Origin of the sequence: Microcystis sp. 0824, assembly GCF_003112475.1 — a bacterium.
Taxonomy (GTDB): domain Bacteria; phylum Cyanobacteriota; class Cyanobacteriia; order Cyanobacteriales; family Microcystaceae; genus Microcystis; species Microcystis aeruginosa_C.
Map to the genome: position 1 here is coordinate 17794 of NZ_BDSM01000047.1, position 22580 is coordinate 40373.

Genomic DNA, 22580 nt, shown 5'->3' on the forward strand with positions numbered 1-22580 from the left:
GGGAATAACGATAAATCAATAATTCAATACTACTCCCATTCTATAGTTCCGGGGGGCTTAGAAGTAATATCATAAACCACGCGGTTAACTCCCTTAACTTCATTGACAATGCGATTAGAAATTGTCTCCAATAAATCATAGGGAACCCGGGACCAATCGGCAGTCATTCCGTCTTCGCTGCTGACTAAACGTAGGACAATGGGATAAGCGTAGGTGCGTTGATCTCCCATCACTCCCACACTGCGGACAGGCAATAAAACCGCGAAAGCTTGCCAGAAATCGTGATACATTCCCTGCTTATTAATCTCGTCGCGCACCACCCAATCTGCATCGCGCAAAATATTTAATTTATCTGCGGTGACTTCCCCTAAAATGCGAATCGCTAAACCGGGGCCGGGGAAAGGTTGACGACGAACAATTTCTTCTGGAAGACCGATCGATCGACCTAATTTTCTCACCTCATCCTTAAATAATTTTCGCAGAGGTTCGACCAATTTAAACCGGAGATTTTTCGGCAGTCCACCAACGTTATGATGACTTTTAATTTTAACCGCGACTCTTTCCCCGGTTTTCGGATCCACATTACTATCGGCCGATTCAATCACATCGGGATATAAAGTTCCTTGGGCCAGATAATCAAAGGGTCCCAAACGATTCGATTCTTCTTCAAACACCTGAATAAATTCATGGCCGATACGACGGCGCTTTTCTTCGGGATCGGTGACACCGGCCACTTGCGCTAAAAATCGCTCTCTAGCGTTGACATACTGGACTCCGATATGGAATTGCTCGTTAAATATCTGCATTAATCGTTCGGGTTCACCCTTACGCATGAATCCCTGATCGATAAACATACAGGTTAGTTGATCACCGATCGCTCGATGCAAGAGGAATGCTAAGGTAGAGGAGTCCACACCGCCGGATAAAGCCAATAAAACTCGCTTATCGCCCACTTTTGCCCTAATTTCTCGAATCGATTCCTCGACAAAAGCTTCCGTGGTCCAAGTGGGTTCGCATTGGCAGATATGATAGACGAAATTGCGAATTAAGGCGATTCCTCCCACAGAATGGACAACTTCCGGGTGAAACTGCACTCCAAAGAGTTTTTTCTGGTGATCGGCAATGGCTGCACAATCGGTATTATCGGTATGAGCGAGAATTTCAAAACCCGCGGGCAATTCCACGCAGGAATCCCCGTGACTCATCCAAGCGGTGGAACCGTTGTCGACATTGGTTAATAAATCGGTAGGATCGTTGATAAATAGGGATGCTTTGCCGTATTCGGCCCGTTTTGCCCGTTCTACCCTGCCCCCTAACTGCTGTACCATCAATTGCATCCCGTAGCAAACTCCGAGGATGGGTACACCTAAATTCCAAATTTCGGGATCACAGTGGGGCGCTCCAGGATCATAGACGGAATTGGGACCGCCCGAAAGAATTATTCCTTTCGGGTTGATTTGTGCCAATTGTTCGGCACTGGTACGATAGGAGAGAACTTCGGAGTAAACGTTCGTTTCCCTGATTCTGCGGGCGATTAATTCAGAATACTGGGAGCCAAAGTCAAGAATGATGATTATTTGACGATTAAGGCTATTAGTGAAGGACTCTGAGGGCAAAGTCTCTTGAGGGGTAGGAAGGGGGGTTTGAGTTGTCACTGCGATCAAAAAAAGAAACTGGCAGGAAAAGGTTAAAGATTTGTAAACTAAATCGGCTATTGTTCTGAAAATAAGCTATAATAGTCTAGCTTTATTAGTTTCATTTTTTAAAACTAAATATTCCCACGATCATAGCACGGTCACTGGGGAGTAACTTGTAGATTTTGCAAAAATTTAAGGCCATTTTCGCTTTTGCTGATCAAAGAACGAGAGCGATCGAATAAAATACAACCGACCCCAAGATGACCGTTACTGTGGTTATAAACGTATTCTTGGCAACGGCGATCAATCGTATTAGCCATTTCTCCATAGATGCGTTCCACCCAATTATCGCCCGTTTGCCGGTCTAATTGACGCAGATATTCCAGACCGTTTTCGCTGGTGCTGCTGTCAAAAATTTGCTGGAGATGGGGGGTAGCTAAACCCATTTTAGCGGCGTAGGCGGTGAGAATTTCCCGACGACCATCGGCCAGATGATGGTGAGTCTGAAAGATTCCCCCGGCAAGTTTAATTAATTTACCGTGATAACCAAACAAAAGAATTTCAGAGATTCCCTGTAATTGTGCCTCTAATAACATCGGCCCGATCCAATTGGCTGTTTTTACCAAAATATCAGGATTAATGCCCATTTGAGGGGCTAAATCTAAGCCATTTTCCCCGATACAAAACACCAAGCGATCAAAACGAAGGGATAAATTTTTTAATTGCTCGCGAAAGATTTCCAACTGTCCGGGAGCGCTCAGGGGTTGGGAAATGCCAGTGGTACCCAACAAAGATAATCCCTCTACCACGCCAAAAGCGGCGTTAGAAGTCCTTGTGGCCAGTTTTTTGCCTTCTGGCAGGATAATCGTCACTTTGATGCTTTCTTGGGGCAGTAACAGGGGTCTGAGGTTTTCTTGCAGCAGACGCTGGGCATAACTATAAATAGCTGATTTTCCGCCATTATCAATCTGTAGGCCGATTCCTTCGCCGCCTTGAATCTCTATCTCTTGATTACCAGTTTTTCTTTCTACTAACGCCCATATAGGGGTATTTCTAGTTAAATCTAAATTATCCCCCGGATCGCTGCGGGTGATGGCTAGGGCAGCATCGGGGTTGAGTCGGGCAACTTGTTCGATGGCAATTGTAACGGCTTCTAGCGGTTCTAAAAGATTAAAAGTAACGGAATTTAGCTCATTTTCGCCGTGGAGATGCTGGAGAGATGCGATCGCACTGGCACAGGCAAAAACCGGTAAAGTGTAACCTGAACGGGGTGGGGAGATAGACATGAATAGGATCGATAGCCAATCAAATTAGCCGTGATCTGATTATAGAACTAGGGGGCAACTGCTGCTATTTTTGATCATTCTTTGACATCCTCACCACGCTATCTTTTTAAGGATAGTGGCTGAATGGGTTTGATGCTTGACCCAAAAAATGCCTAATCGCTTAGATATTACCTCCATGTTGTCAACTGATTTTAATTATTTTCATTGGCAATAATTTGCTGAATTTGTTGTTTTAATTTAGGTAAATTATCTTTAATAACTCCCCAAGCTTCATCTACATTGATTCCCGTGTAGCTATGGATTAAAATATCTCGAAACCCTGCAATTTTACGCCAAGTAATTTCAGGATATTTTTTTCTAATCTCAGGAGAGAGTTGTTTAACAGCTTTTCCAATGACTTCAAAACAGCGAATCACAGCATCTTGAATTAATAAAGATTGATAGAATCTGTCTTTTCCCTCCTGTGTATAAGATTCGATTCGTTCAATTCTATCTAAAATATCACCTAAATAAATTAAGTCATCATTCATAAAGGAATCACCTCTTCCATGATTCTTTCCCGAAAACAATCTCGTAAACTGTTAATAGTGGCCACATCAACCTTACAGCCTAAATAATCTTCTAAGTCTTGAATTAAACCAATTCTATCTAATAAGTTGCGCCCTTGTTCCATTTCTACTAAAAAGTCAATATCACTGTCATTACCGTCTTCTCCTCTGGCAACTGATCCAAATATTAGAATATTAAATGCTCCATGTTTTCGAGCAATTTTTATAATATTCTCTCGTTTTTCTTGAAGAAGTTGATAGCGTTTCATTTTCATAATTTCCCGAATATTTTTTTAAGCAAGATGAGTTTTTCCTATTTTTAGAGAAAAATGGACTCTTTCTTACTAATCTATAAATTCTTTGCTCGATGACCTTTACCAGGAATTACTGTCTTGTCTTATATGACTCCCAAAAATCAAAAATCAGTGTAAGCAAAAGCACACTACCCCATCATAAAACTAGGGGGTTTTAAACCAGAATTTTCGATAACCTGAGATGCCGCAATACTGAAAAACTTCATCCCCAAACCTTTCCACTCCCCCCTAGCTTTTACATAGAGATAAAAACCTAAATAGAACAGACAAAAAGCCTGTTCTATCCCTGAGTAGAAAAAAACTTAAACCGTCATGATATCTTTTTCTTTTGTCGTTAATAAATCCTCGATTTTGGCGATAAATTTATCGGTGGATTTCTGCACTTGATCCTGTAAATCCCTGGATTCATCCTCAGAAATTTCGTGACTTTTCTCCTGTTTACGGATAGCATCGATCGCATCCCGACGAATATTGCGGATCGCCACCTTTCCCTCTTCGGCCAATTTCGCCACCGATTTGACCAATTCCTTGCGGCGATCGCTAGTGAGGGGAGGGATATTCAAACGAATGGTCTGACCATCATTACTGGGGGTTAAACCCACGTCCGAAAGGGAAATCGCCTTTTCGATCGCCCCCATACTGGTACGATCGAAGGGTTGAATAGCGATCGTGGTTGCGTCGGGAGTGCTAATAGTGGCCAGGGACTTGAGGGGAGTTTCCATGCCATAATACTGCACCATGATCCGATCTAAAAGAGAAGCATTTGCGCGGCCGGTACGAATCGTATTAAAACCTCTCTGGGTTGATTCGACGGTTTTCTGCATATGGTCTTGAACTTCAGCTAACTTCACAGAATCCTCCTACCAATGTTCCAACGGGTTCACCTTTGACAGCGCGAACAATATTACCTGTCACCGACAGATCGAAAACGACTATCGGGATATTATTTTCCTTGCACAGAGCGATCGCAGTTCCGTCCATCACCCGCAGATCATGGGTCAGCACATGACCGTAGGTGAGACTTTGAAAGCGTCGCGCGTTAGGATTGTGAGAGGGATCGGAATCATAAACTCCATCCACTTTCGTCGCTTTAAACACCACTTCCGCATCGATTTCGGCAGCGCGTAGGGCCGCCGTGGTATCGGTGGTAAAGAAAGGATTACCCGATCCCGCACCAAAAACCACCACCCGACCTTTTTCCAGATGACGGATTGCCCGCCGGCGGATGTAGGGTTCAGCTAATTCCTGCATCGCAATCGCCGTTAATACCCTAGTCGGTACTTGCGCTCGTTCTAGGGCATCCTGCAAGGTCATGGCGTTCATGACTGTTGCTATCATACCAATATAATCGGCCGTAGCCCGATCCATCCCGGCCGAGGCGGCTTTCACCCCGCGAAAAATATTGCCCCCACCGACCACGATCGCCAATTGGATGCCTTGGTCAACCACTTCGGAGATTTCCTGGGCGATAGCGGAAACCACCATCGGGTCGATCCCATAGCCGAGATTGCCCATCAGGGCCTCCCCACTCAGTTTTAATAATACCCGCTTGTACGCCATGCCCTTACTACCACTCGCTAAAACAAGATCTAGATAATTTTTGTCTCCCCATAAGATAGCAGGTTTTGGCCTTGATTTAAGTTGACCAGTTCACTCTCCCAGCCGGACCAGAAGTTCAACTTAATAAATCTTTTCCTTGGGACATTGGTATTTAGTGATACCTTTGTTATTAAAGGGAGCTTAGTTTTATTGAGAATTTAACCGTGATCAGCGATCGATTACTATTGGTCAACAAAAGCAATCAAAGGGCTGCTAACATCGATACCTTTGATTGGGTGTATGGGTTTCAGGATGGAACCCTTCTGATGGGCAAGGTTTGCGGTTACTTAGATCCCGATAGTAATCGTCTTCTCGATCCCGAAAACTGCAGCGCTATCTACCAGAATGCCCAGGGACAAGTCCTTAGTCGTTGGCAAGCTGGAGATTTTATCGCTTTTGAACTAACCACCACTGGGGAAGATCTCCTGATCGTGGCTTCTAATGACAATTGTGTCGGTAATAGTCTCTGTTTGGTTTCGGGCATTAGTCGCAGCTGCGCCCAAGTTACCGATGAAGGAAAATCCCTCGTCCTGGAGGTTTTTCAATACCCTGCTTGGTCTTTGCAGGGCGATAATACCACTTCTAAGCCGGCTTTCAGTTGGAATTGTTCCGTATCTCCCTTTTTCCCCTTTGTTTCCCTGCGTTTTAATCTTCAGTCCACCAGCAGCAAAAAATTCTATCGCTGGACGGTTTCTCCCTATTTTCCCTTTTGTCCCCTCTTAGAAGTGGGAGAATCCCTTGCCTAATTGGCTTTTTCACTACGATAGTTCTAGAAGATTTCAACACATCAGGAATGGTTAAAACCGTAAGCTATCCCGTGCTATATCAGACTTAGGATGGCGTTCTTTTCGAGATATGCTATCGGCGAAATCCTCTTAATATGGTCGGGATTTTCGCTTAATTTTTCGATGGCAACCAACAAAGCTAAAAGTCTGACCGTTGCTGTGGACATAGGGACCAAAAAGCCTTAAATGTCCCTAGAGATGTTAGAGCAGTTATCTTAATGGTGAGCTACGAAGTTTTCCTTTTGGGGAGTCAGGAGTCAGCTTTTATTTATTCTCCCTGCTCCTGGCCTCCTCGTCCCCCACTTCCTAATAGACATCTCCAAAAATTATAACCCAGTCACAGCTTGCTTTTAGTCTGCATACTAATTAAGTAGTTCGATGGCTAGAATGTATGTCTATCGTTGCTAATTCAATTTCACTGAAAAAATATGAGGCAATTAAAATAATTTTTATTAGGGTAGATTCCTTGACTAGAAAGACTTTTGGTCTTGAGACAATATTAGGTCGAGGTCTAATTGACATCTCCAAAAATTATAACCCAGTCACAGCTTGCTTTTAGTCTGCATACTAATTAAGTAGTTCGATGGCTGGAATGTATGTCTATCGTTGCTAATTCAATTTCACTGAAAAAATATGAGGCAATTAAAATAATTTTTATTAGGGTAGATTCCTTGACTAGAAAGACTTTTGGTCTTGAGACAATATTAGGTCGAGGTCTAATTCATAATTCATAATTCATAATTCATAATTCATAATTCATAATTCATAATTCATAATTCATAATTCCTTCTAAAAATGCCTTCGCCAGAATCCGCTCCTTTATTAGCACAACTGCAAAAAAAAGTCAATAGTTTAGATGTACCATTTTATGCACCAGGGCATAAGCAGGGGGAAGGAATCGGGGAAGATTTAAGTAATTTACTGGGAAAAAGCGTCTTTAAAGCCGATTTACCCGAATTACCCGACCTCGATAATTTGTTTGCCCCGACGGGAGTGATTAAAGAAGCGCAAATTTTAGCAGCCGAGACATTTGGGGCAGATAAAAGCTGGTTTTTAGTCAATGGTTCCAGTTGTGGCATTATTGCGGCGATTTTAGCCACTTGCGGCGAGGGAGATAAAATTATTTTGGCGAGAAATATTCATAAATCGGCAATTTCGGGCTTAATTCTCTCCGGGGCGCAACCTATCTTTATCAATCCCGAATATAATCCCACTATCGATCTAAATTTAAATATAACCCCCCAATCCCTCGCAAATGCCCTGAAACTTCATCCCGACGCAAAAGCGGTAATGGTAGTCTCTCCCACCTATCAAGGGGTTTGCTGTGACTTAGAAACTATCGCCCAGATTACCAATCATTATTCTATCCCGCTGCTCGTCGATGAAGCTCACGGGTCCCATTTTGCCTTTCATCCCGATTTACCTCCGGCTGCCCTCTCTCTCGGCGCCGATATGGCTATTCAGTCCACCCATAAGGTTTTAGGGGCCTTAACTCAAGCATCGATGTTACACTTAAAAAGCGATCGCATTAGTTCCGAAAAAGTCGATCGAGCCTTACAATTAGTTCAAACCACTAGCCCTAGTTATTTGCTTCTCGCCTCCCTTGATAGTGCTAGAAAGCAAATGGCGACGCAAGGACTAGATTTACTGACCAAAACCCTCGATTTAGCTGCTACTGCCCGAAAAGAACTCGATAAAATCCCTAATATCTCTGTTTTAGACTTTCCCCATTCTATCCCGGGTTGTCACTGGTTTGATCGCACTCGTTTAACGGTAATTGTCAAAGATTTTGGCTTAACTGGTTACGAAATAGACGATATTTTGCGAGAAAAATACGCTGTCACGGCAGAATTACCGACTTTCAGCCAACTTACTTTTATTATCTCCATCGGCAACCATCAAGAACACATTAATCGCCTCATTACTGCTTTTCAATGCCTTCAATCCCCTTCCTCTACCAGTTTACCCCCCACTCCTCCTCCAGTCACGGCAAATTCGGCTATTTCTCCTAGAAAGGCTTTTTTTGCCCCTACAGAGATAGTATCCCGGAAAAATGCCCTCGATCGTCTTAGTGCCGATGTTATCTGTCCCTATCCCCCCGGTATTCCCGTTTTGATGCCGGGAGAGTTAATTTCTCAGGAAATCCTCGACTATCTGCAAACTATTTTAGACCTCGGTGGCACGATTACTGGCGGTAGTGATGATAATTTTGCAACTTTTAGGGTTTTAAAATAATCGCAAAATTATCTGATATATTAACCGGAAAAAGGCGGTAATAGCAATGGCCCCGATGGCAGCCATCACGGCAATGATAGCAATTTCAGGAAAATTTAGGCTTCCTTGCAGTCGCGAAAGAAAGAAGAGGAGGGTGAGGGTAATTGCTGCGATAATTGGTAGATCTTTTCCTTCAATCACTTTTTTAAATAATGCCAAAACTAAGCCACCTAAGATCATAAAGGCGATGACAATTCCTACCGAGGGGACTAAACTATTTAAGGCAATTACTAATAATGTCCCCTCAAATCCTGTAAAGGCAGCATTAGCGAAGGTTTCCCCAAGAGAAAAGCGGGAAGTTTTTCTCATCACTGGAGAAGATGGGGAAGATGGGGGAATTGGGGAAGGTGGGGGAGGAGGATTTAAAGCGGTTAAAACTTCTCCACAGGATTGAAATCTATCCCGGGGATTTGCTAGTAACATTTTATTGAATACTCTGGCTAAATCTGCACTGATCTTAGGGGCATAATTTTGCCAATTCCAGACCTGTTTTTGCGGATCGTATAAATTATCAGGATCGCGATTAGTTAAGAGGATAACACAGGTAGCTGCTAGGGCATATAAATCTGTGGATGCCGATACCTGATTGCCTAATTGTTGTTCGGGAGGAGCAAATCCGGCTGAATAAATTGTTGTAGATTTCTCTTGTGTATTACTAGGGTTATTAGTCGCCTGTTTTACTGCCCCAAAATCGAGTAAATAGAGGCGGCCATTTTTGGCTAGCATGATGTTAGATGGTTTTATATCTCGGTGAATGGAACCATTTTCATGGATAAATTTGAGGATAAGAAGTAATTCTTTGAGAATGTTTTTAACTTCACTTTCTTGAAAGGGTTTTTGTTGCTGTTGGAGAATTTCTTCTAAGTTTTTACCGTCGATATATTCCTGGGCCAGATAGAAAAATTGTTCTTCTTCTCCCGTTAATTGATTCTTGACTTTTAAGGGGAAAAAAGCGTAGAGATCGGGGATTTGGGGATGTTCTCGTCCTAAATCTTCTAAAACCTGCGCTTCTTGAAAAAATAAATTTTTCGCTTTTTCTAAAGCTTGCGGACTTAAATTACCGGAAGGTTGAAATTGTTTGATTACACATTTAGCTTTTTTGGGACTATAACGATCTACTGCTAAAAATGCTGCCCCAAATCCTCCTTGTCCCAATAGACGTTCCGGTAAATAACGTCCCCCCAAAATTAATGGCATCCCGCAAGTAATACAATATTTCTGCTCGATCGAGGTTAAGCGATTGCTATCGTCTAGGTCTAGGCACTGATTACGCGGTCTCGGACAGTGGGGACGCGTGCAAATAACTTCCATAATCACCGTTTCCCGTGGTACTGCTCTTAGTTTAGCTACTACCGGCAATTCGGGTTAAAATTTTTATTCTTGAGAAAGAGTTAAAAAGAGGGTTCGTAGGCGGACACGGATTGCCATCATACTACAAGGTTAGCAAAAATTTTTGAGTTTGTCAAGTCTTTGGCTGAAAAAAATTCAGCCAGATAAGGGCGGTTATCTTCATGGTGGGGTGGGAAGTCTCGGTGCTTTTTTTAGTTGAAAGAGCGGGCCAGACGACTAACTCCAGTGTGTAATAACTGTTCCAAGCTTTGGCGATCGCTGATGGCTTGAAGATTGATCACAAAACAGGTTAAACCCAGTCCAAAGAGGATAAAAGTGGGGGCCATAACCACACCAATCATTAACCAGGTGGCGACGTGGAGAAACATAGTGACAGCGAACAACAAAGCTAGGGAAGCAATGGGTAAGATTTGACGGGTAGGACGACCAAAATAGAGAAAAAGAACGGTTAAAAGGGTGGTTACTAAGTTAGCGGGTACTAAAAAGGCACAAATCGAGACGCAATAGTGGCGGGAAAATTCAGCGAGAGTATTAAAATCTATCATGAATAGTAGTTTATAAATCCCTGAGTCTTAGCACTGTCGATTGTAGCGGAAAATTTACATGATTGGGTTGAAGGTGACTGAAGGCTGTGGTGCAATAGATTTTAGAGAGGGAGCTAAAACAAGGATCGGGGGATAGATCATCCGGTTATAATGAAATCTGGGAAAATGACACCGCCGCATCCCGAAAACTCTCACCCCTTGCTAGGTATAATCGATCGCAGGAAGAATTTTATGAGTAAATTTGTCTTTGTTACTGGGGGAGTTGTCTCCAGTATTGGGAAAGGAATTGTCGCTGCTAGTTTGGGAAGATTGTTGAAAAGTCGGGATTATTCCGTCTCAATTCTGAAATTAGACCCCTATATCAACGTGGATCCGGGTACGATGAGTCCTTTTCAACACGGAGAGGTATTTGTCACCGATGATGGGGCCGAAACCGACCTCGACCTTGGCCACTACGAACGTTTTACCGATACGGAACTCTCCCGTCTCAATAGTGTGACTACCGGCTCGATTTATCAAGCGGTATTGAATAAAGAGCGCCGTGGTGCTTATATGGGGGGAACTGTGCAGGTAATTCCCCATATTACCAACGAAATCAAGGAAAGGATTCTCCGGGTGGCCAAAGATACCAACCCCGATATTGTCATCACAGAAATTGGTGGTACGGTGGGAGATATAGAATCTTTGCCTTTTTTAGAAGCAATTAGGCAATTTAGGAAGGATGTGGGTCGAAATAACGTGGTTTATATGCACGTTACCCTAATTCCTTGGATTCCGGCCGCCAAGGAGATGAAAACGAAACCGACGCAACACTCGGTCAAGGAATTAAGATCGATCGGTATTCAACCGGATGTGTTAGTCTGTCGTTGTCATCTACCCCTACAACCGGGGTTAAAAGAAAAACTCTCAGCTTTCTGTGATGTGCCGGTGGAATCGGTGATTACTGCTCAGGATGCCAGCAGTATCTACGAAGTTCCTCTCAATCTGGAAAAAGAGGGATTAGCGCAACAAACCCTAGAATTATTAAACCTGGGTCCCCGATACCCCCATCTGGAGGAATGGGAAAATCTCATCCGACAGATGCAATCCCCTAGTCAAAAATTAGAGATAGCTATCGTCGGTAAGTATGTGCAGTTGGGGGATGCTTATCTCTCGGTGGTGGAGGCCCTCAAACACGCTGCTATTGCCCTTAATAGCGAGATAGAATTGCGTTGGGTAAGTGCCGAAGATGTGGATAACGATTCGGCCGAAGCTCATTTAAGCGGTGTTGACGGTATTGTGGTACCCGGTGGTTTTGGTATTAGGGGTGTGGATGGCAAAATTAAGGCGATCGAGTATGCTAGGGTCAATAATATTCCTTTCTTGGGTCTCTGTTTAGGGATGCAGTGTTCGATTATCGAATGGGGTCGCAATGTGGCCCGATTAGAAAGGGCCAATAGTTCCGAATTTGAAGAGGATACACCCAATCCAGTGATTAATTTACTGCCAGAACAGGCAGATGTGGTGGATTTAGGGGGAACAATGCGCTTAGGTCTCTATCCCTGCCGTTTAAATCCCGATAGTCTGGCTTTCTCCCTCTACGGTCAAGAGGTTATCTATGAGCGCCATCGTCACCGTTACGAGTTCAATAATGCCTATCGTAGTCTCTTTTTCGAGACTGGTTATCTGGTGAGTGGCACTTCTCCCGATGGTCGTTTGGTGGAAATTATCGAATTACCAAAACATCCTTTCTTTATTGCTACCCAATTTCACCCCGAATTTCGCTCTCGTCCCAATAAAGCTCATCCTCTCTTTTCTGGTTTTATGAAAGCAGCCCTCAAGAGTGCAGAGCAAAAGTTTTCCCTTATTAGTTAGGGTTTGCCGGTTCTATTGGCTCAAAATCTGTTTTTTTGGGGGGAAACCCCCGAAAATTTCTCATCTTAACCCCAGTTTGGCCTAGGGTTTTCCGAATTGACGTTGATAAACTACTTCTTCCTTGCCAGATTCCAGTTTAATATCCGAGCGAGGATAGGCCACACATAACAAAGCATAGCCTTCTTTTTGCAGGTCGGGGGATAATCCCATGCCCTCACCTTGTTCAACGCTACCCTGGGAAAGTTGAGCGGCGCAGGTAGTACATACGCCCGCATTGCAAGAACTGGGTAAGTCAATCCCCGCATCGTAGGCCGCCTGTAGTATAGTTTGATCTTCCCTAACTTCGATCGTTTGTGTTGTTCCTAAATGGGAAATTTCTACTTTGTAGGTTGTGGTCATAGCTAATGAATGGTGCTTTTAACGTCACCTATTTTATCATTCTAGATTGCGGATATAGAAGACAGGGGGAAATCTTTACCTAATCAGGTTTTCATCGGTCGGGATATGATTGATTGTCATAAAAGATGATAAGATACTCAAAATAAGTAACTTTTTCTGGCAATTTGTCCTGTAGTTAAAACAAACAAAAGAGAGAAGTAAATTCTCTCTTCTGCTCATGAAAATTATGCCAATTTTCCCATAACCGAGGGGAAGTTATTCTATTTGTAATTGGCTCTCGTGTCTTTAACCGCAGCCCAAAAAAATAGGGCTGTTAATGGTACACTTGCCGCTAGAATTAAGCTAGTGGTGGTATTGCCTAAATCCGGTTCTCCCGAACTAATTTCAAAGACACAACCCACACCAGCGATCGCTGCAATACAGGATAATAACAATAAAACGCCGCTTTTCGGGGTCATCTTCACTCCTCACCTAAATTAACTAATGCCTTTATTTTGTCACTTTCTCGACCGGTTTCACCGCTTGCACGGAAAAACCGTGTTTTTTTAATTCTTCATTGAGTGCCAAATCGTTATCTACTCTGTCCACGAACATGACACCATTAAGATGATCCATTTCGTGTTGAATTACCCGCGCTAGTAAACCGTTAGCTTGCAGTTTTCGCGGTTTCCCCTGTTCATCTTTATAACTCACTTCGATCGCTTGGGGACGGATGACATCTAAAAACACATCGGGAATACTCAAACAACCCTCTTCCGCTTTGCACAATTCCCGACTATAACCGATAATTTGGGGATTAATCAGAATTAGGGGCGGATTTTCCGGTTTATCGTGTTCACAATCGATGACAATCAATTGTTTATTGACTGCCACTTGCGGAGCCGCTAAACCGATACCATTGGAACTATACATAGTTTGCAGCATTTCTCTGGCTAATTGGCGGATGCTGTCATCGACTTTAGCAATCCGCTTGGCCGGTTGACGCAGGACTCGATCGCCGAGATAATGCAGTTCTAAAGGGGGTTTTTCTAATTTGCGTTTTTCTACGGTAATAGTGGCGCTCATAAACTTAATTATCGATGGGATGACACAATTTTGATTTTAGTCACTGGCTCTGGGGCATTTCTCCGGAAAAGGGAGAAAAAAGCCCAGACTCTTCATAAAATTTTACACTGATCACACACAGTTCGTCCATATCGGGAGGTGGGAAGTGGGAAGTGGGGAGAAGGGGGAGAAAGAATTATGAATTATGAATTATGAATTATGAATTAGGGCTGTCTTATTCTTTGTGTGATCAGTCTAACTTATATAGGAGCGATCAATCTTTGTGTTTTTTGTGTCTTTGTGGTTTGTTCGAGTCGCTCGCTGGCAGAACTGTATCTTAGAATACATTTTACCCACCAGACCTAAGAGAGCCGAATTAGGAGGTGGGAAGTGGGAAGTGGGGAGATTTTTCAGTTATCAGTAAGCAGTAATCAGTGGGGGAGTGGGGAGAAGGGAGAAAAAGCTGATTGTAACCGGCTACTTATTAGTAATTGGTATTCCTAACCATTGGCTTAATTCCGCTGCTAACCATTCAATTTCGGGTTGACTCAGATATTCTTTTGTCTTACTGCTAATAGTATATTCTTTAGTCCCCGCCCAAATAGTTAAAGCCATCGGCACATAAACTTGATCGCCATCACCATCTTTGCTATGATAACTATCAGCTTTCACCAGTTTATTAATATGTTCCCGTGCCATTTTCTTTTTGCCCGGAAGTTTCAAACCAAAAATTCGCTGAATGGCCACAATTTCTTGCCTATCAATAGTGATAATTTCCTCCCCTTTGAGACAATAAATAATCCCGCCAAGCATTCCTAAACCCACAAACCAAAAAGGCAAAGAAAAGAGCAGAAAAAACCAACTCATCCACAGAGGAATAGAAATTGCTCCTCCTGTCCATACTAATAAAAAAGCGTTCCAAGCGATGGCAAAAGCTCCAAGAAAAATTAATTTAGGGGTAAAACCTTCGGGAGGTAAAGATATTTTAATTTTCTCCTCATTTTTTTGCAACTGTACCCGACTCCCTGCGGGTTTTTCAAGGTTCGAGGAAGTTAATTGCATTTCGTGGAGAGTATTTAAAGCTTGATTTGCTGCCTGTGCTGAAACAAACCTTTTTTCGAGACTAGGTTCGATTAACTGCCCTAACCAATGAACAAAAGCAGGCCTTAAATTGGCTAAATTATTTAATTGAATTTTGCCATCTTTTTGGGGTAAATCGGCGGGATGAATGCCTGTAGCTAGATAGATTAAAGTGGCTCCTAAACTGTATAAATCAGAAGCGGCAACGGTGCGACCACCAAATTGTTCCGGTGGCATATAACCGTAGGTTCCGACAATAGTTAAAGTGGCCTGTTCCTGTTGAGCAACAGTCTGGACAGAACCAAAATCAATTAAATAAACATTACCGATACTATGACCCGATCGATCTTTTAGTAAAATATTACTAGGTTTCAAATCTCGATGGATAATTGGCGGGTTAAGTCCATGGAGATAAATTAAAATACCTAGGATAGATTTAGCTAATTCTTGCAGGTCTGCTTCACTAAATTTGCGACCATTTTCTATCTGTTCCTTGAGAGATTTCGCCTCGATATAACTCTGAACAAGGGCAAAACCTTGATAGGTATCGGTGCGAACTTCAAAATAGTCGATATATTCGGGAATCGAGCGACAATCTAGATGTTTAAGAGTTTCAGCTTCCCGTTCAAAAAGTTTTAAATCTGTCCATTCAAAATCGGGACTGAAGATTAATAATTTGACAACAACAGTAGCGCCCGTTTTTAGATCTTGGGCGAGAAACGTGCGTCTTCCAGTTTGTTTACCTAACTGACTTTGAATTTGGTATCGATCGCCTAAAATTTGCCCTGGCAGCATACAATATATTCCTAGGATAACCCTAGTTCTAGACTAATCGAGAAATTTCTCAACCGCAATCCCTGCACTGGGCTGAGGGAGGTATTTTTTCAGGTTAAAAGAGAAAATAGGCATCAGAAAAGAAAATTGACGGCTCTTTTGGGTTTGGTGGGTAAAATGTATTCTAAGATACATTGCTGCTGGCGAGCGACTGGAACGAACCACAAAGACACAAAGAACACAAAGATTGAGCGCTCCTCTATAAGTTAAACTGATCACACAAAGAAATAAGAGAGCCAATTGACCTTTCTCCGTCTAGAAAATATTAGTATAAATGATCTGGCTGTCAACTGCGGCGCTGCCATGCAGTCTGAAGGGGTAAGGGAGCGGTTAGTTTAATTCCCATCGAGGTGGAGTTTCCTGATATAGTTTTAAAAGCAGTCGGTTCAAGACAAAAAGACATGGTTACTAGGGGCGAACGAGGAGTAGAAGTGAGGAAAAACGAGAACTTTTCTCTGGCTTCCTATCTGGAGGAAAAGCGGTTGATTGTCGAGTCAGCTTTAGATAGCTCTTTAGTTATCGGCAATCCTGCCAAAATCTACGAGGCGATGCGCTATTCTCTCCTTGCTGGGGGCAAACGTCTGCGACCGATTTTATGTCTGGCTACCTGTGAACTGATGGGGGGTTCCCTAGAGATGGCTTTACCCACCGCTTGCGCCCTAGAAATGATTCACACTATGTCATTAATTCATGACGATTTACCCGCCATGGATAACGATGATTACCGACGCGGGAAATTAACCAACCATAAGGTTTTTGGGGAAGATATCGCTATTTTAGCCGGGGATGGTCTCCTGGCCTACGCTTTCGAGTATGTGGTTACCCAGACTCGTAATGTACCTCCCCTACAGATTTTAGATGTAATTGCCCGTTTAGGTCGCACGGTCGGGGCAGCGGGTTTGGTAGGGGGTCAGGTTTTAGACTTGGAATCCGAAGGAAAACCCGATATTTCGGCGGAAACTCTCGGTTTTATCCATACTCAGAAAACCGGGGCCCTGTTGGAGACTTCTGTGGTGTCGGGGGCAGTTTTAGCGGGGGCAAAAGGGGAAGATATAGCTAAATTAGCCCGTTACGCTCAAAATATTGGCTTGGCTTTCCAAATTATCGATGATGTTCTCGATATCACGGCGACAAAGGAGGAATTAGGCAAAACCGCCGGTAAGGATCTACAGGCACAAAAAGCCACCTATCCTAGTCTCTGGGGGATAGAAGGATCCCGCCAGCAAGCTCAACAGTTAATAGATAGTGCCATCGGTGAATTGAGTAGCTACGATGAGGCCGCTGAACCTTTAAGGGCCATCGCCGAGTATATTGTTAATCGTAAAAATTAAATTAAACGAGTGAGATGATGCAGGACTTCCAGCAGGTGTTACACAATCAAATACTGCTAATCTCTCTTTTAGCTTGTTTCACTGCCCAGGGACTAAAAGCGCTGATTGAGTTAATCCGCGATGGTAAGGTGAGTCTGCGCTATTTAGTCTCGTCGGGAGGAATGCCTAGCGCTCACTCGGCGCTGGTGGGAGCCTTGGCTACTGGGGTAGGATTACAGGTGGGTTGGTCTAGTCCCGAATTTGCAATCGCCGCGCTTTTTGCGGTTATTGTTATGTATGATGCGGCTGGAGTGCGTCAGGCAGCAGGAAAACAGGCCCGGATTCTCAATCAGATTATCGATGAAATGTTCCAGGAGGGCAAGGAATTTAACGAGGAACGTTTAAAGGAATTAATTGGTCATACTCCTTTTCAAGTGCTGGTCGGTTTAAGTTTAGGTATCGGTATCGCCATGGTGCTGCTCTGTCGTTAATTGAGGTGTTTTCTGGGGTTGAGATAAACTAGATTTAATAACGGAAAATCTGGGGTAATCACTCATGTTAGAATCCCTAAAAATTGAAGGCTTTCGCGGTTTTCAAAATTTTGAGATGGCCAATCTTGGTCGAATTAATCTCTTAGTAGGTAAAAATAATAGCGGTAAAACTTCTATTTTAGAAGCGATTCTTATTTATGTTTCTAAATTTGATATAGGAAAAATACAAAAAATTCTTAATCATCGGGGCGAGTATTCTCATAGAGAAATAGATGCGGCTAATTTTCCCGGTAATCCCTGGCAATCTTATCAGATAAAAAATTTATTCTATAAATACTTACTAAAGGATAATCAAAAAATAGTTATTTATGAGCCAGATAAACCAGCCAATCAGGTGATTTTAAGTATTCAATCTACATCTAAAGAATTACTCTCTAAAGTCAATAAAAATAATTTGCAATTCCTAGGTAGTTTTTGCTTGGTAGTTGAATTTAATCATCAGGAAAAAGTCTATTCTTTATCACCTGAAGAAGAAATTTTACAGATAAATTTAACCGATAACAAACCGTCTCACGATTTTAAAAAACTAGAATTATTTTGGATTCCTCCTCAATCTATAGCAGTTAATACAAACAGATATTTTTTCAGTCAAAGTCTGCTTAACTCTACGGATAACCTAGTTATCGAAGCTTTAAAAATCATTGAACCTAAAATAGAAAAAATTGCGACTACCGAAGAATTTCAACCTCCAGTATTTAGTAGTACATCGGGAGGACGTGGGGGATTTATGGTTAAACTTAAAGGAACAGAAGAACCAGTTCCGATTGGCAGTTTAGGCGATGGATTTTGGCGGATGTTGGGATTAATTTTAGCGATGGTTAACCTTGAAAATGGAATTTTATTAGTTGATGAAATCGATAGCGGATTGCACTTTACTGTCATGACTGATATGTGGAAAGTAGTCTGGGAAACCGCTAAAAAACTCAATATTCAGGTATTCGCCACCACTCACAGCCGGGATTGTTGGCAAAGTTTAGCTGAATTAATTACCGAAGAAAAAATTACCGATAACGAGATTACTATTCAAAGGATAGATAAGGAAAAAAGTCAATCTGTAATCTTTGATCCAGAAGAAATTGTTATTGCCGCTACAAGTAATCTTGAGGTGCGGTAACAATGCCTAAAATAGAGACAAAAAAGTTATTAGTGGAAGGTGCAGAGGAATTGAGAGTTATTCCCCAGTTAATGGCAGCAAATGGAGTTACTTGGAATAGAGGGGAAGAGCCACTGAATATCATAAATTGTGATGGTGTTGAAAATTTACTAAAACCTAAATACATCTCTGCACAACTAAAAACTCCTAACGGACTAACTCATTTAGGAATTATTATGGATGCAGACCAAGAACCTGATAATCGTTGGAAAAGTTTATATAATGCCTGTTTACCAAATATACCTAACTTCCCTCAAAATTTACCAGCAGAGGGATTAATTATAACTCTAGAATCGGGTATAAAATTCGGTGTGTGGATGATGCCTGACAATCAATCTAGAGGGATGTTAGAGACTTTTTTAGCCTATTTAGTTCCCGATAATAATCTTTGGCAATATACACAAAACAAGGTGATAGAGGCAAAACAACAAGGGGCAACCTATAGGGATTATCATCTAGATAAGGCTAATATTCATACCTATTTAGCTTGGCAAGATCCGCCGGGGAAACAACTTCACGATGCCGTAAAACAAAAAATACTTAATCAATCCCATCCCCAATCAGCAAATTTTTTGAGATGGTTACAGGAGTTATACGAGATTTGAGAGAACTATGGCTCCAGATGGGAATGACAGCCTCATAATATTTCTCTGTGCTTTATTAATTTTCTATATAGTTCATCTTGATTATCTACTAATAAGGAATTAGAGACTATTTGAGATGGCAATTGAGAAATACCATTTGACTTGACGACAAACTTTGTAATACTCAAAATTGCTGCAACGATAATGCCCGCTATAACTGTCTCCAATATTCCCACGTTAGTTTGAAACCCCTTTTTTAGTTGCACGCCTGACCATATTATACGGAAACTTTCCGCATATCACACCAAATACACATTTAAAAAAAAATCTTTCTGTCTATTAACAGAGCGATCGCCAGAAAATTTCCCGATAAAATGACAATGAGCCTGTTATGCCGATTGGGAATAGGGAAGTGGGGAGCGCCGGAGCAGGGAAATTCAACTAAAACCCTAAAACCCAATACCCAACCGCCAAAACCTAAAGCTCAACAGTTAAACCCTAACAGCTAACGCACCGATCGAGCGATCAATCATTATCATAGAGACAGTAACAAATATTTATGAAACTTCATGCTTATTAATCGCCTTGGCATCGATCGCGGGAAAAAATTCCTTAAAGAGAGTATCTTGTTCGGAAATGACCCTAATCCCGAATTAATTGGCATTTTAGGGGTTTATTTCGTCCAGGGCATTCTCGGACTCTCCCGATTAGCGGTTAGCTTCTTTTTAAAAGACGATTTGGCCTTGAGTCCCTCCCAGATGGGGGCATTAATCGGAGTGGCGGCGATTCCTTGGGTGATTAAACCAGCTTTTGGCTTTCTTTCGGATGGTTTGCCTATTTTTGGCTATCGTCGTCGGCCTTACCTAATTTTATCGGGAATTCTCGGGGTTTTAGCTTGGTTAGCCCTAGCCACTGTGGTGGAAAATGCTTGGCAAGCGACGGCGGCGATCCTGCTTGGTTCCCTTTCTGTCACCATTAGTGATGTCATCGTCGATTCTTTGGTAGTAGAAAGGGCCCGCAGAGAGTCCTTCACTCAATCCGGCTCTCTACAGTCCTTAACTTGGGGAATATCGGCGCTAGGCGGCTTAATTACGGCTTATCTGGGGGGGTGGTTACTCGCACACCTCGGTACTCGTCCTGTCTTCGCTCTCACGGCTATTTTTCCCCTGATTGCCTCAGCCATGGCGTTTTTAATCACAGAGGAAAAAGTCAAGAATAATGATGACGCACAATCCACGCCCAAAGTCAAGGAGCAAATAGGGCAATTATGGTCAGCAATTAGACAAAAATCAATTTTATTACCCACTGCCTTTATTTTTCTCTGGCAGGCTACTCCTAGCGCCGATTCTGCCTTTTTTTACTTCACCACCAACGAGTTAGGATTTGAACCGGAATTTTTAGGACGAGTGCGCCTAGTCACCAGTTTAGCCTCGATCCTGGGCATCTGGGTATATCAACGGTTTTTAAAAGCGATTTCCTTCCGTCTAATTTTGGGTTGGAGTACGGTGATTTCTGCGCTTTTAGGGATGACTACCCTACTCTTAGTTACCCATACTAATCGAGCGCTCGGTATTGACGATCATTGGTTTAGTTTGGGGGATAGTCTCATCCTCACCGTCATGGGACAAATTGCCTTTTTACCCGTCTTAATTTTATCGGCCCGTCTTTGTCCCGTGGGCATTGAAGCATCTCTATTCGCTTTATTAATGTCTATCTGGAATATGTCAGGATTAGTTTCCCAAGAAATCGGCGCTTTATTAACCCATTGGTTGGGAGTCACCGAAACTAATTTTGATAACCTTTGGTTATTGGTGGTGATTACTAATCTCTCTACTCTGCTACCTTTACCCCTAATTAAATGGCTACCTTCTACGGATCCGCAATCTCAGGAAGTCAAGAAAACTTTTCCCCCCGCAGAAGTCTTTGAACATCATGTTACTGGTTCTTTAGCTGAACCCGGTTTTATTCCTGAACTTGTCCCCGAATTAATCGAGACAAGAGATTGACAGTCCAGAAAACGGGTTTCTTTGAGAAACCCGTTTTCTAAGTCAGTTAAAGAAAGGATAATTTGAGCAAGGGAATCAATTAGTTTAGTATTGATTGCAGCAGCAGCTTGACTCATATAGCGTTTACATTGTTTAATAGTCTATTTTTGAATTGGCGATTTATGAGCGGTTGTTTCGACTCTGGTGACTCAAGCTAAAGGAGAGTTTTAAACTCTGCCACTGTCAATCCCGCTTGACGAATGATAGATCTCAGTGCTCCCTTAGCCACTTCTCGATGGTCAGGGATGGTGATGCGTCGATAGGGATAGGATTTTTGTCTGAGTATGATATGACTTCCTCGCTGCCGATCTAATTCGTAGCCAATCTTGCCTAGTGCTTTAACGACTTGGCGACCAGCGATAGGAGGGAGTTCACTCATAATTTAACCTCTACCAGTTCCTCAGAAATTGGTGGTGGAATCGGTTCATTGTGCGCTTCTAGGCTTTCTAGATATAAAGCAATTGCTTCCTGAATGTTGGCGAGTAACTCGAACCGGGTATTGCCTTGAGAAATACAGCCGGGTAGAGAGGGAACTTCAGCCACATAAATGCCATCTTCATCTTGCTCAATTAAGACGCGATATTTCATGGGTTTGTCCTTGCTTTGAATTGATTGGAAGTTAATTATTTGAATCCAGTCTAGCGCGAGTTAGCAACTCCTAGCGATCGCCTCTTATTCCAGAAAACGGGTTTCTCAAAGAAACCCGTTTTCTTCTCAAAGAAACCCCTTTTCTATGACACGGATTGGGGAACTAATTAAGCTTTGTCACTGCCTTGCTTTGGCTTTAACTGGCGTTTAACCAATGCACCCAAGCCTAACAATCCTAAACCTAATACAGTACTCGGTTCAGGAACGGTGTTGACAGTGACGAATTCAGTGGTAGTATCGAGCGCACCGGCGAATGTCCCGACTCTGCCGCCAGGAAATTGCGGACTGGGATTGACGGGATAGAGCTCAGTTCCACCTGACGCGCCGTAGAAAGTTGTGCCATTGCTGGAAGCTATCCCGTCAGAATCAAAAACGTTGCCGATATCGCTGCCCAGTACATAAACTAACCCGAAGAAGTCAGGCAGCCCGTGGGAGAAGGCGGGGACGAGGGAGTTGCCAGAGAATGACATCATATAGTCGGTGACTTCACCATCCAAGGAGTGAATAAAACCATCATTATTTAAATCTTCGCCGGTAAACATCCCGGTGATGGTAGCACCTTCGGAGTAGCCACCTTGGAAGAAGTTGAAGGAAGCGGCGCTGGCGGGGAGGACAGTCAGTACAGCGATCGCGCTAACTGTGCCAGCGAAGACAACACCAGCCAGAGAGAGAGATTTGAAGTTAGTTGTAAAATTCATGGGCAATTTTGGGCAAATTCCACCAGCATTTTACCCCCCCCC

At 42.8% G+C, this 22580-nt stretch carries 23 protein-coding genes and 1 pseudogene; 9 read left to right on the top strand and 15 right to left on the bottom strand.

Annotation, left to right across the window (positions count from 1 at the left end; all coding sequences use genetic code 11):
- Positions 1-29 precede the first annotated feature (29 nt).
- From guaA to pyrH, 6 genes are all read right to left on the bottom strand, one after another.
- Positions 30-1655: a glutamine-hydrolyzing GMP synthase gene (guaA, locus tag N0824_RS15495; RefSeq protein WP_108937398.1), complete on the bottom strand. Its 1626-nt coding sequence runs from the start codon at positions 1653-1655 to the stop codon at positions 30-32.
- Positions 1656-1795: 140 nt separating this feature from the next.
- A complete protein-coding gene (gene cbiD / locus N0824_RS15500) occupies positions 1796-2923 on the bottom strand; it encodes a cobalt-precorrin-5B (C(1))-methyltransferase CbiD (RefSeq protein ID WP_108937399.1) in 1128 nt (375 codons plus the stop codon).
- 191 nt (positions 2924-3114) lie between these two features.
- Positions 3115-3453, bottom strand: a complete 339-nt coding sequence (locus N0824_RS15505; RefSeq protein ID WP_108937400.1) for a DUF86 domain-containing protein — start codon at positions 3451-3453, stop codon at positions 3115-3117.
- Positions 3450-3740 (bottom strand): nucleotidyltransferase family protein, encoded by a 291-nt coding sequence (locus N0824_RS15510; RefSeq protein ID WP_108937455.1) that lies wholly within the window; start codon positions 3738-3740, stop codon positions 3450-3452. The genes N0824_RS15505 and N0824_RS15510 overlap by 4 nt, the downstream gene beginning before the upstream one ends.
- A 347-nt stretch (positions 3741-4087) precedes the next feature.
- Positions 4088-4609 (bottom strand): ribosome recycling factor, encoded by a 522-nt coding sequence (gene frr / locus N0824_RS15515; RefSeq protein WP_373456623.1) that lies wholly within the window; start codon positions 4607-4609, stop codon positions 4088-4090.
- 13 nt (positions 4610-4622) lie between these two features.
- Positions 4623-5345, bottom strand: a complete 723-nt coding sequence (pyrH, locus tag N0824_RS15520) for a UMP kinase (protein ID WP_002762234.1) — start codon at positions 5343-5345, stop codon at positions 4623-4625.
- A gap of 203 nt (positions 5346-5548) precedes the next feature.
- Here pyrH and N0824_RS15525 point away from each other — a divergent pair, with 203 nt between their 5' ends.
- From N0824_RS15525 to N0824_RS15535, 3 genes and pseudogenes are all read left to right on the top strand, one after another.
- Positions 5549-6130: a hypothetical protein gene (locus N0824_RS15525; RefSeq protein WP_108937402.1), complete on the top strand. Its 582-nt coding sequence runs from the start codon at positions 5549-5551 to the stop codon at positions 6128-6130.
- A 14-nt stretch (positions 6131-6144) separates the two neighbouring features.
- Positions 6145-6260, top strand: a pseudogene (locus tag N0824_RS21415) (RNA-guided endonuclease TnpB family protein); the annotation flags it as partial.
- 704 nt (positions 6261-6964) lie between these two features.
- On the top strand, positions 6965-8404 hold the full coding sequence (locus N0824_RS15535) for an aminotransferase class I/II-fold pyridoxal phosphate-dependent enzyme (RefSeq protein WP_108937403.1): 1440 nt from the start codon (positions 6965-6967) through the stop codon (positions 8402-8404).
- On the opposite strand, the gene N0824_RS15540 is transcribed toward N0824_RS15535, so the two are convergent.
- Both N0824_RS15540 and N0824_RS15545 read right to left on the bottom strand, forming a co-directional pair.
- On the bottom strand, positions 8396-9754 hold the full coding sequence (locus tag N0824_RS15540) for a serine/threonine-protein kinase (RefSeq protein WP_108937404.1): 1359 nt from the start codon (positions 9752-9754) through the stop codon (positions 8396-8398). The two genes, N0824_RS15535 and N0824_RS15540, sit on opposite strands and share 9 nt — an antisense overlap.
- A gap of 230 nt (positions 9755-9984) precedes the next feature.
- Positions 9985-10338: a hypothetical protein gene (locus N0824_RS15545; RefSeq protein ID WP_108937405.1), complete on the bottom strand. Its 354-nt coding sequence runs from the start codon at positions 10336-10338 to the stop codon at positions 9985-9987.
- Between the two features lie 231 nt (positions 10339-10569).
- Here N0824_RS15545 and N0824_RS15550 point away from each other — a divergent pair, with 231 nt between their 5' ends.
- Complete coding sequence (locus tag N0824_RS15550) at positions 10570-12192, top strand: CTP synthase (protein ID WP_108937406.1); 1623 nt, start codon at positions 10570-10572, stop codon at positions 12190-12192.
- An 81-nt stretch (positions 12193-12273) separates the two neighbouring features.
- Here N0824_RS15550 and N0824_RS15555 read toward each other — a convergent pair whose 3' ends face one another.
- The 4 genes from N0824_RS15555 to N0824_RS15570 form a co-directional block, all read right to left on the bottom strand.
- On the bottom strand, positions 12274-12591 hold the full coding sequence (locus tag N0824_RS15555) for a 2Fe-2S iron-sulfur cluster-binding protein (RefSeq protein ID WP_002768334.1): 318 nt from the start codon (positions 12589-12591) through the stop codon (positions 12274-12276).
- A 260-nt stretch (positions 12592-12851) separates the two neighbouring features.
- Positions 12852-13049, bottom strand: a complete 198-nt coding sequence (locus N0824_RS15560; protein WP_061431284.1) for a hypothetical protein — start codon at positions 13047-13049, stop codon at positions 12852-12854.
- Positions 13050-13080: 31 nt separating this feature from the next.
- Complete coding sequence (def, locus tag N0824_RS15565) at positions 13081-13656, bottom strand: peptide deformylase (protein WP_002748816.1); 576 nt, start codon at positions 13654-13656, stop codon at positions 13081-13083.
- Between the two features lie 456 nt (positions 13657-14112).
- Positions 14113-15510, bottom strand: coding sequence for a serine/threonine-protein kinase (locus N0824_RS15570; RefSeq protein WP_108937407.1), 1398 nt, complete (start codon positions 15508-15510; stop codon positions 14113-14115).
- A 440-nt stretch (positions 15511-15950) separates the two neighbouring features.
- Here N0824_RS15570 and crtE point away from each other — a divergent pair, with 440 nt between their 5' ends.
- From crtE to N0824_RS15600, 5 genes are all read left to right on the top strand, one after another.
- Entirely contained in the window at positions 15951-16880 is a 930-nt protein-coding gene (crtE, locus tag N0824_RS15575) for a geranylgeranyl diphosphate synthase CrtE (protein WP_108937408.1), read from the top strand.
- A 17-nt stretch (positions 16881-16897) separates the two neighbouring features.
- The gene (locus tag N0824_RS15580; protein ID WP_108937409.1) at positions 16898-17350 is read left to right on the top strand and encodes a divergent PAP2 family protein; all 453 of its coding nucleotides are present in this window, start codon (positions 16898-16900) and stop codon (positions 17348-17350) included.
- Positions 17351-17414: 64 nt separating this feature from the next.
- Complete coding sequence (locus tag N0824_RS15585) at positions 17415-18524, top strand: ATP/GTP-binding protein (protein WP_108937410.1); 1110 nt, start codon at positions 17415-17417, stop codon at positions 18522-18524.
- A 2-nt stretch (positions 18525-18526) separates the two neighbouring features.
- Positions 18527-19168 (top strand): DUF3226 domain-containing protein, encoded by a 642-nt coding sequence (locus tag N0824_RS15590; RefSeq protein ID WP_108937411.1) that lies wholly within the window; start codon positions 18527-18529, stop codon positions 19166-19168.
- A gap of 548 nt (positions 19169-19716) precedes the next feature.
- The gene (locus N0824_RS15600) at positions 19717-21153 is read left to right on the top strand and encodes a folate/biopterin family MFS transporter (protein ID WP_108937412.1); all 1437 of its coding nucleotides are present in this window, start codon (positions 19717-19719) and stop codon (positions 21151-21153) included.
- A gap of 193 nt (positions 21154-21346) precedes the next feature.
- On the opposite strand, the gene N0824_RS15610 is transcribed toward N0824_RS15600, so the two are convergent.
- The 3 genes from N0824_RS15610 to N0824_RS21420 form a co-directional block, all read right to left on the bottom strand.
- Positions 21347-21571, bottom strand: coding sequence for a type II toxin-antitoxin system HicA family toxin (locus tag N0824_RS15610; protein WP_108937414.1), 225 nt, complete (start codon positions 21569-21571; stop codon positions 21347-21349).
- Positions 21568-21780: a type II toxin-antitoxin system HicB family antitoxin gene (locus N0824_RS15615; protein WP_008199545.1), complete on the bottom strand. Its 213-nt coding sequence runs from the start codon at positions 21778-21780 to the stop codon at positions 21568-21570. Before N0824_RS15615 ends, N0824_RS15610 begins: the two co-directional genes overlap by 4 nt.
- A 167-nt stretch (positions 21781-21947) precedes the next feature.
- Positions 21948-22382: a PEP-CTERM sorting domain-containing protein gene (locus N0824_RS21420; RefSeq protein ID WP_233256458.1), complete on the bottom strand. Its 435-nt coding sequence runs from the start codon at positions 22380-22382 to the stop codon at positions 21948-21950.
- Between the last annotated feature and the right edge of the window lie 198 nt (positions 22383-22580).

What these genes read in the sequence shown, in the direction of transcription:
- N0824_RS15550 (WP_108937406.1), top strand. Translation starts at nt 10,570, where the DNA reads ATGAGTAAATTTGTCTTTGTTACTGGGGGAGTTGTCTCCAGTATTGGG.
- crtE (WP_108937408.1), top strand. Translation starts at nt 15,951, where the DNA reads ATGGTTACTAGGGGCGAACGAGGAGTAGAAGTGAGGAAAAACGAGAAC.
- N0824_RS15615 (WP_008199545.1), bottom strand. Translation starts at nt 21,780, where the DNA reads ATGAAATATCGCGTCTTAATTGAGCAAGATGAAGATGGCATTTATGTG.
- N0824_RS15590 (WP_108937411.1), top strand. Translation starts at nt 18,527, where the DNA reads ATGCCTAAAATAGAGACAAAAAAGTTATTAGTGGAAGGTGCAGAGGAA.
- N0824_RS15555 (WP_002768334.1), bottom strand. Translation starts at nt 12,591, where the DNA reads ATGACCACAACCTACAAAGTAGAAATTTCCCATTTAGGAACAACACAA.
- N0824_RS15560 (WP_061431284.1), bottom strand. Translation starts at nt 13,049, where the DNA reads ATGACCCCGAAAAGCGGCGTTTTATTGTTATTATCCTGTATTGCAGCG.
- frr (WP_373456623.1), bottom strand. Translation starts at nt 4,609, where the DNA reads ATGCAGAAAACCGTCGAATCAACCCAGAGAGGTTTTAATACGATTCGT.
- N0824_RS15580 (WP_108937409.1), top strand. Translation starts at nt 16,898, where the DNA reads ATGCAGGACTTCCAGCAGGTGTTACACAATCAAATACTGCTAATCTCT.
- N0824_RS15545 (WP_108937405.1), bottom strand. Translation starts at nt 10,338, where the DNA reads ATGATAGATTTTAATACTCTCGCTGAATTTTCCCGCCACTATTGCGTC.
- N0824_RS15610 (WP_108937414.1), bottom strand. Translation starts at nt 21,571, where the DNA reads ATGAGTGAACTCCCTCCTATCGCTGGTCGCCAAGTCGTTAAAGCACTA.
- N0824_RS15505 (WP_108937400.1), bottom strand. Translation starts at nt 3,453, where the DNA reads ATGAATGATGACTTAATTTATTTAGGTGATATTTTAGATAGAATTGAA.
- N0824_RS15510 (WP_108937455.1), bottom strand. Translation starts at nt 3,740, where the DNA reads ATGAAACGCTATCAACTTCTTCAAGAAAAACGAGAGAATATTATAAAA.
- N0824_RS15570 (WP_108937407.1), bottom strand. Translation starts at nt 15,510, where the DNA reads ATGCTGCCAGGGCAAATTTTAGGCGATCGATACCAAATTCAAAGTCAG.
- N0824_RS15585 (WP_108937410.1), top strand. Translation starts at nt 17,415, where the DNA reads ATGTTAGAATCCCTAAAAATTGAAGGCTTTCGCGGTTTTCAAAATTTT.
- N0824_RS15600 (WP_108937412.1), top strand. Translation starts at nt 19,717, where the DNA reads ATGCTTATTAATCGCCTTGGCATCGATCGCGGGAAAAAATTCCTTAAA.
- pyrH (WP_002762234.1), bottom strand. Translation starts at nt 5,345, where the DNA reads ATGGCGTACAAGCGGGTATTATTAAAACTGAGTGGGGAGGCCCTGATG.
- cbiD (WP_108937399.1), bottom strand. Translation starts at nt 2,923, where the DNA reads ATGTCTATCTCCCCACCCCGTTCAGGTTACACTTTACCGGTTTTTGCC.
- N0824_RS15540 (WP_108937404.1), bottom strand. Translation starts at nt 9,754, where the DNA reads ATGGAAGTTATTTGCACGCGTCCCCACTGTCCGAGACCGCGTAATCAG.
- N0824_RS21420 (WP_233256458.1), bottom strand. Translation starts at nt 22,382, where the DNA reads ATGTTTACCGGCGAAGATTTAAATAATGATGGTTTTATTCACTCCTTG.
- def (WP_002748816.1), bottom strand. Translation starts at nt 13,656, where the DNA reads ATGAGCGCCACTATTACCGTAGAAAAACGCAAATTAGAAAAACCCCCT.
- N0824_RS15535 (WP_108937403.1), top strand. Translation starts at nt 6,965, where the DNA reads ATGCCTTCGCCAGAATCCGCTCCTTTATTAGCACAACTGCAAAAAAAA.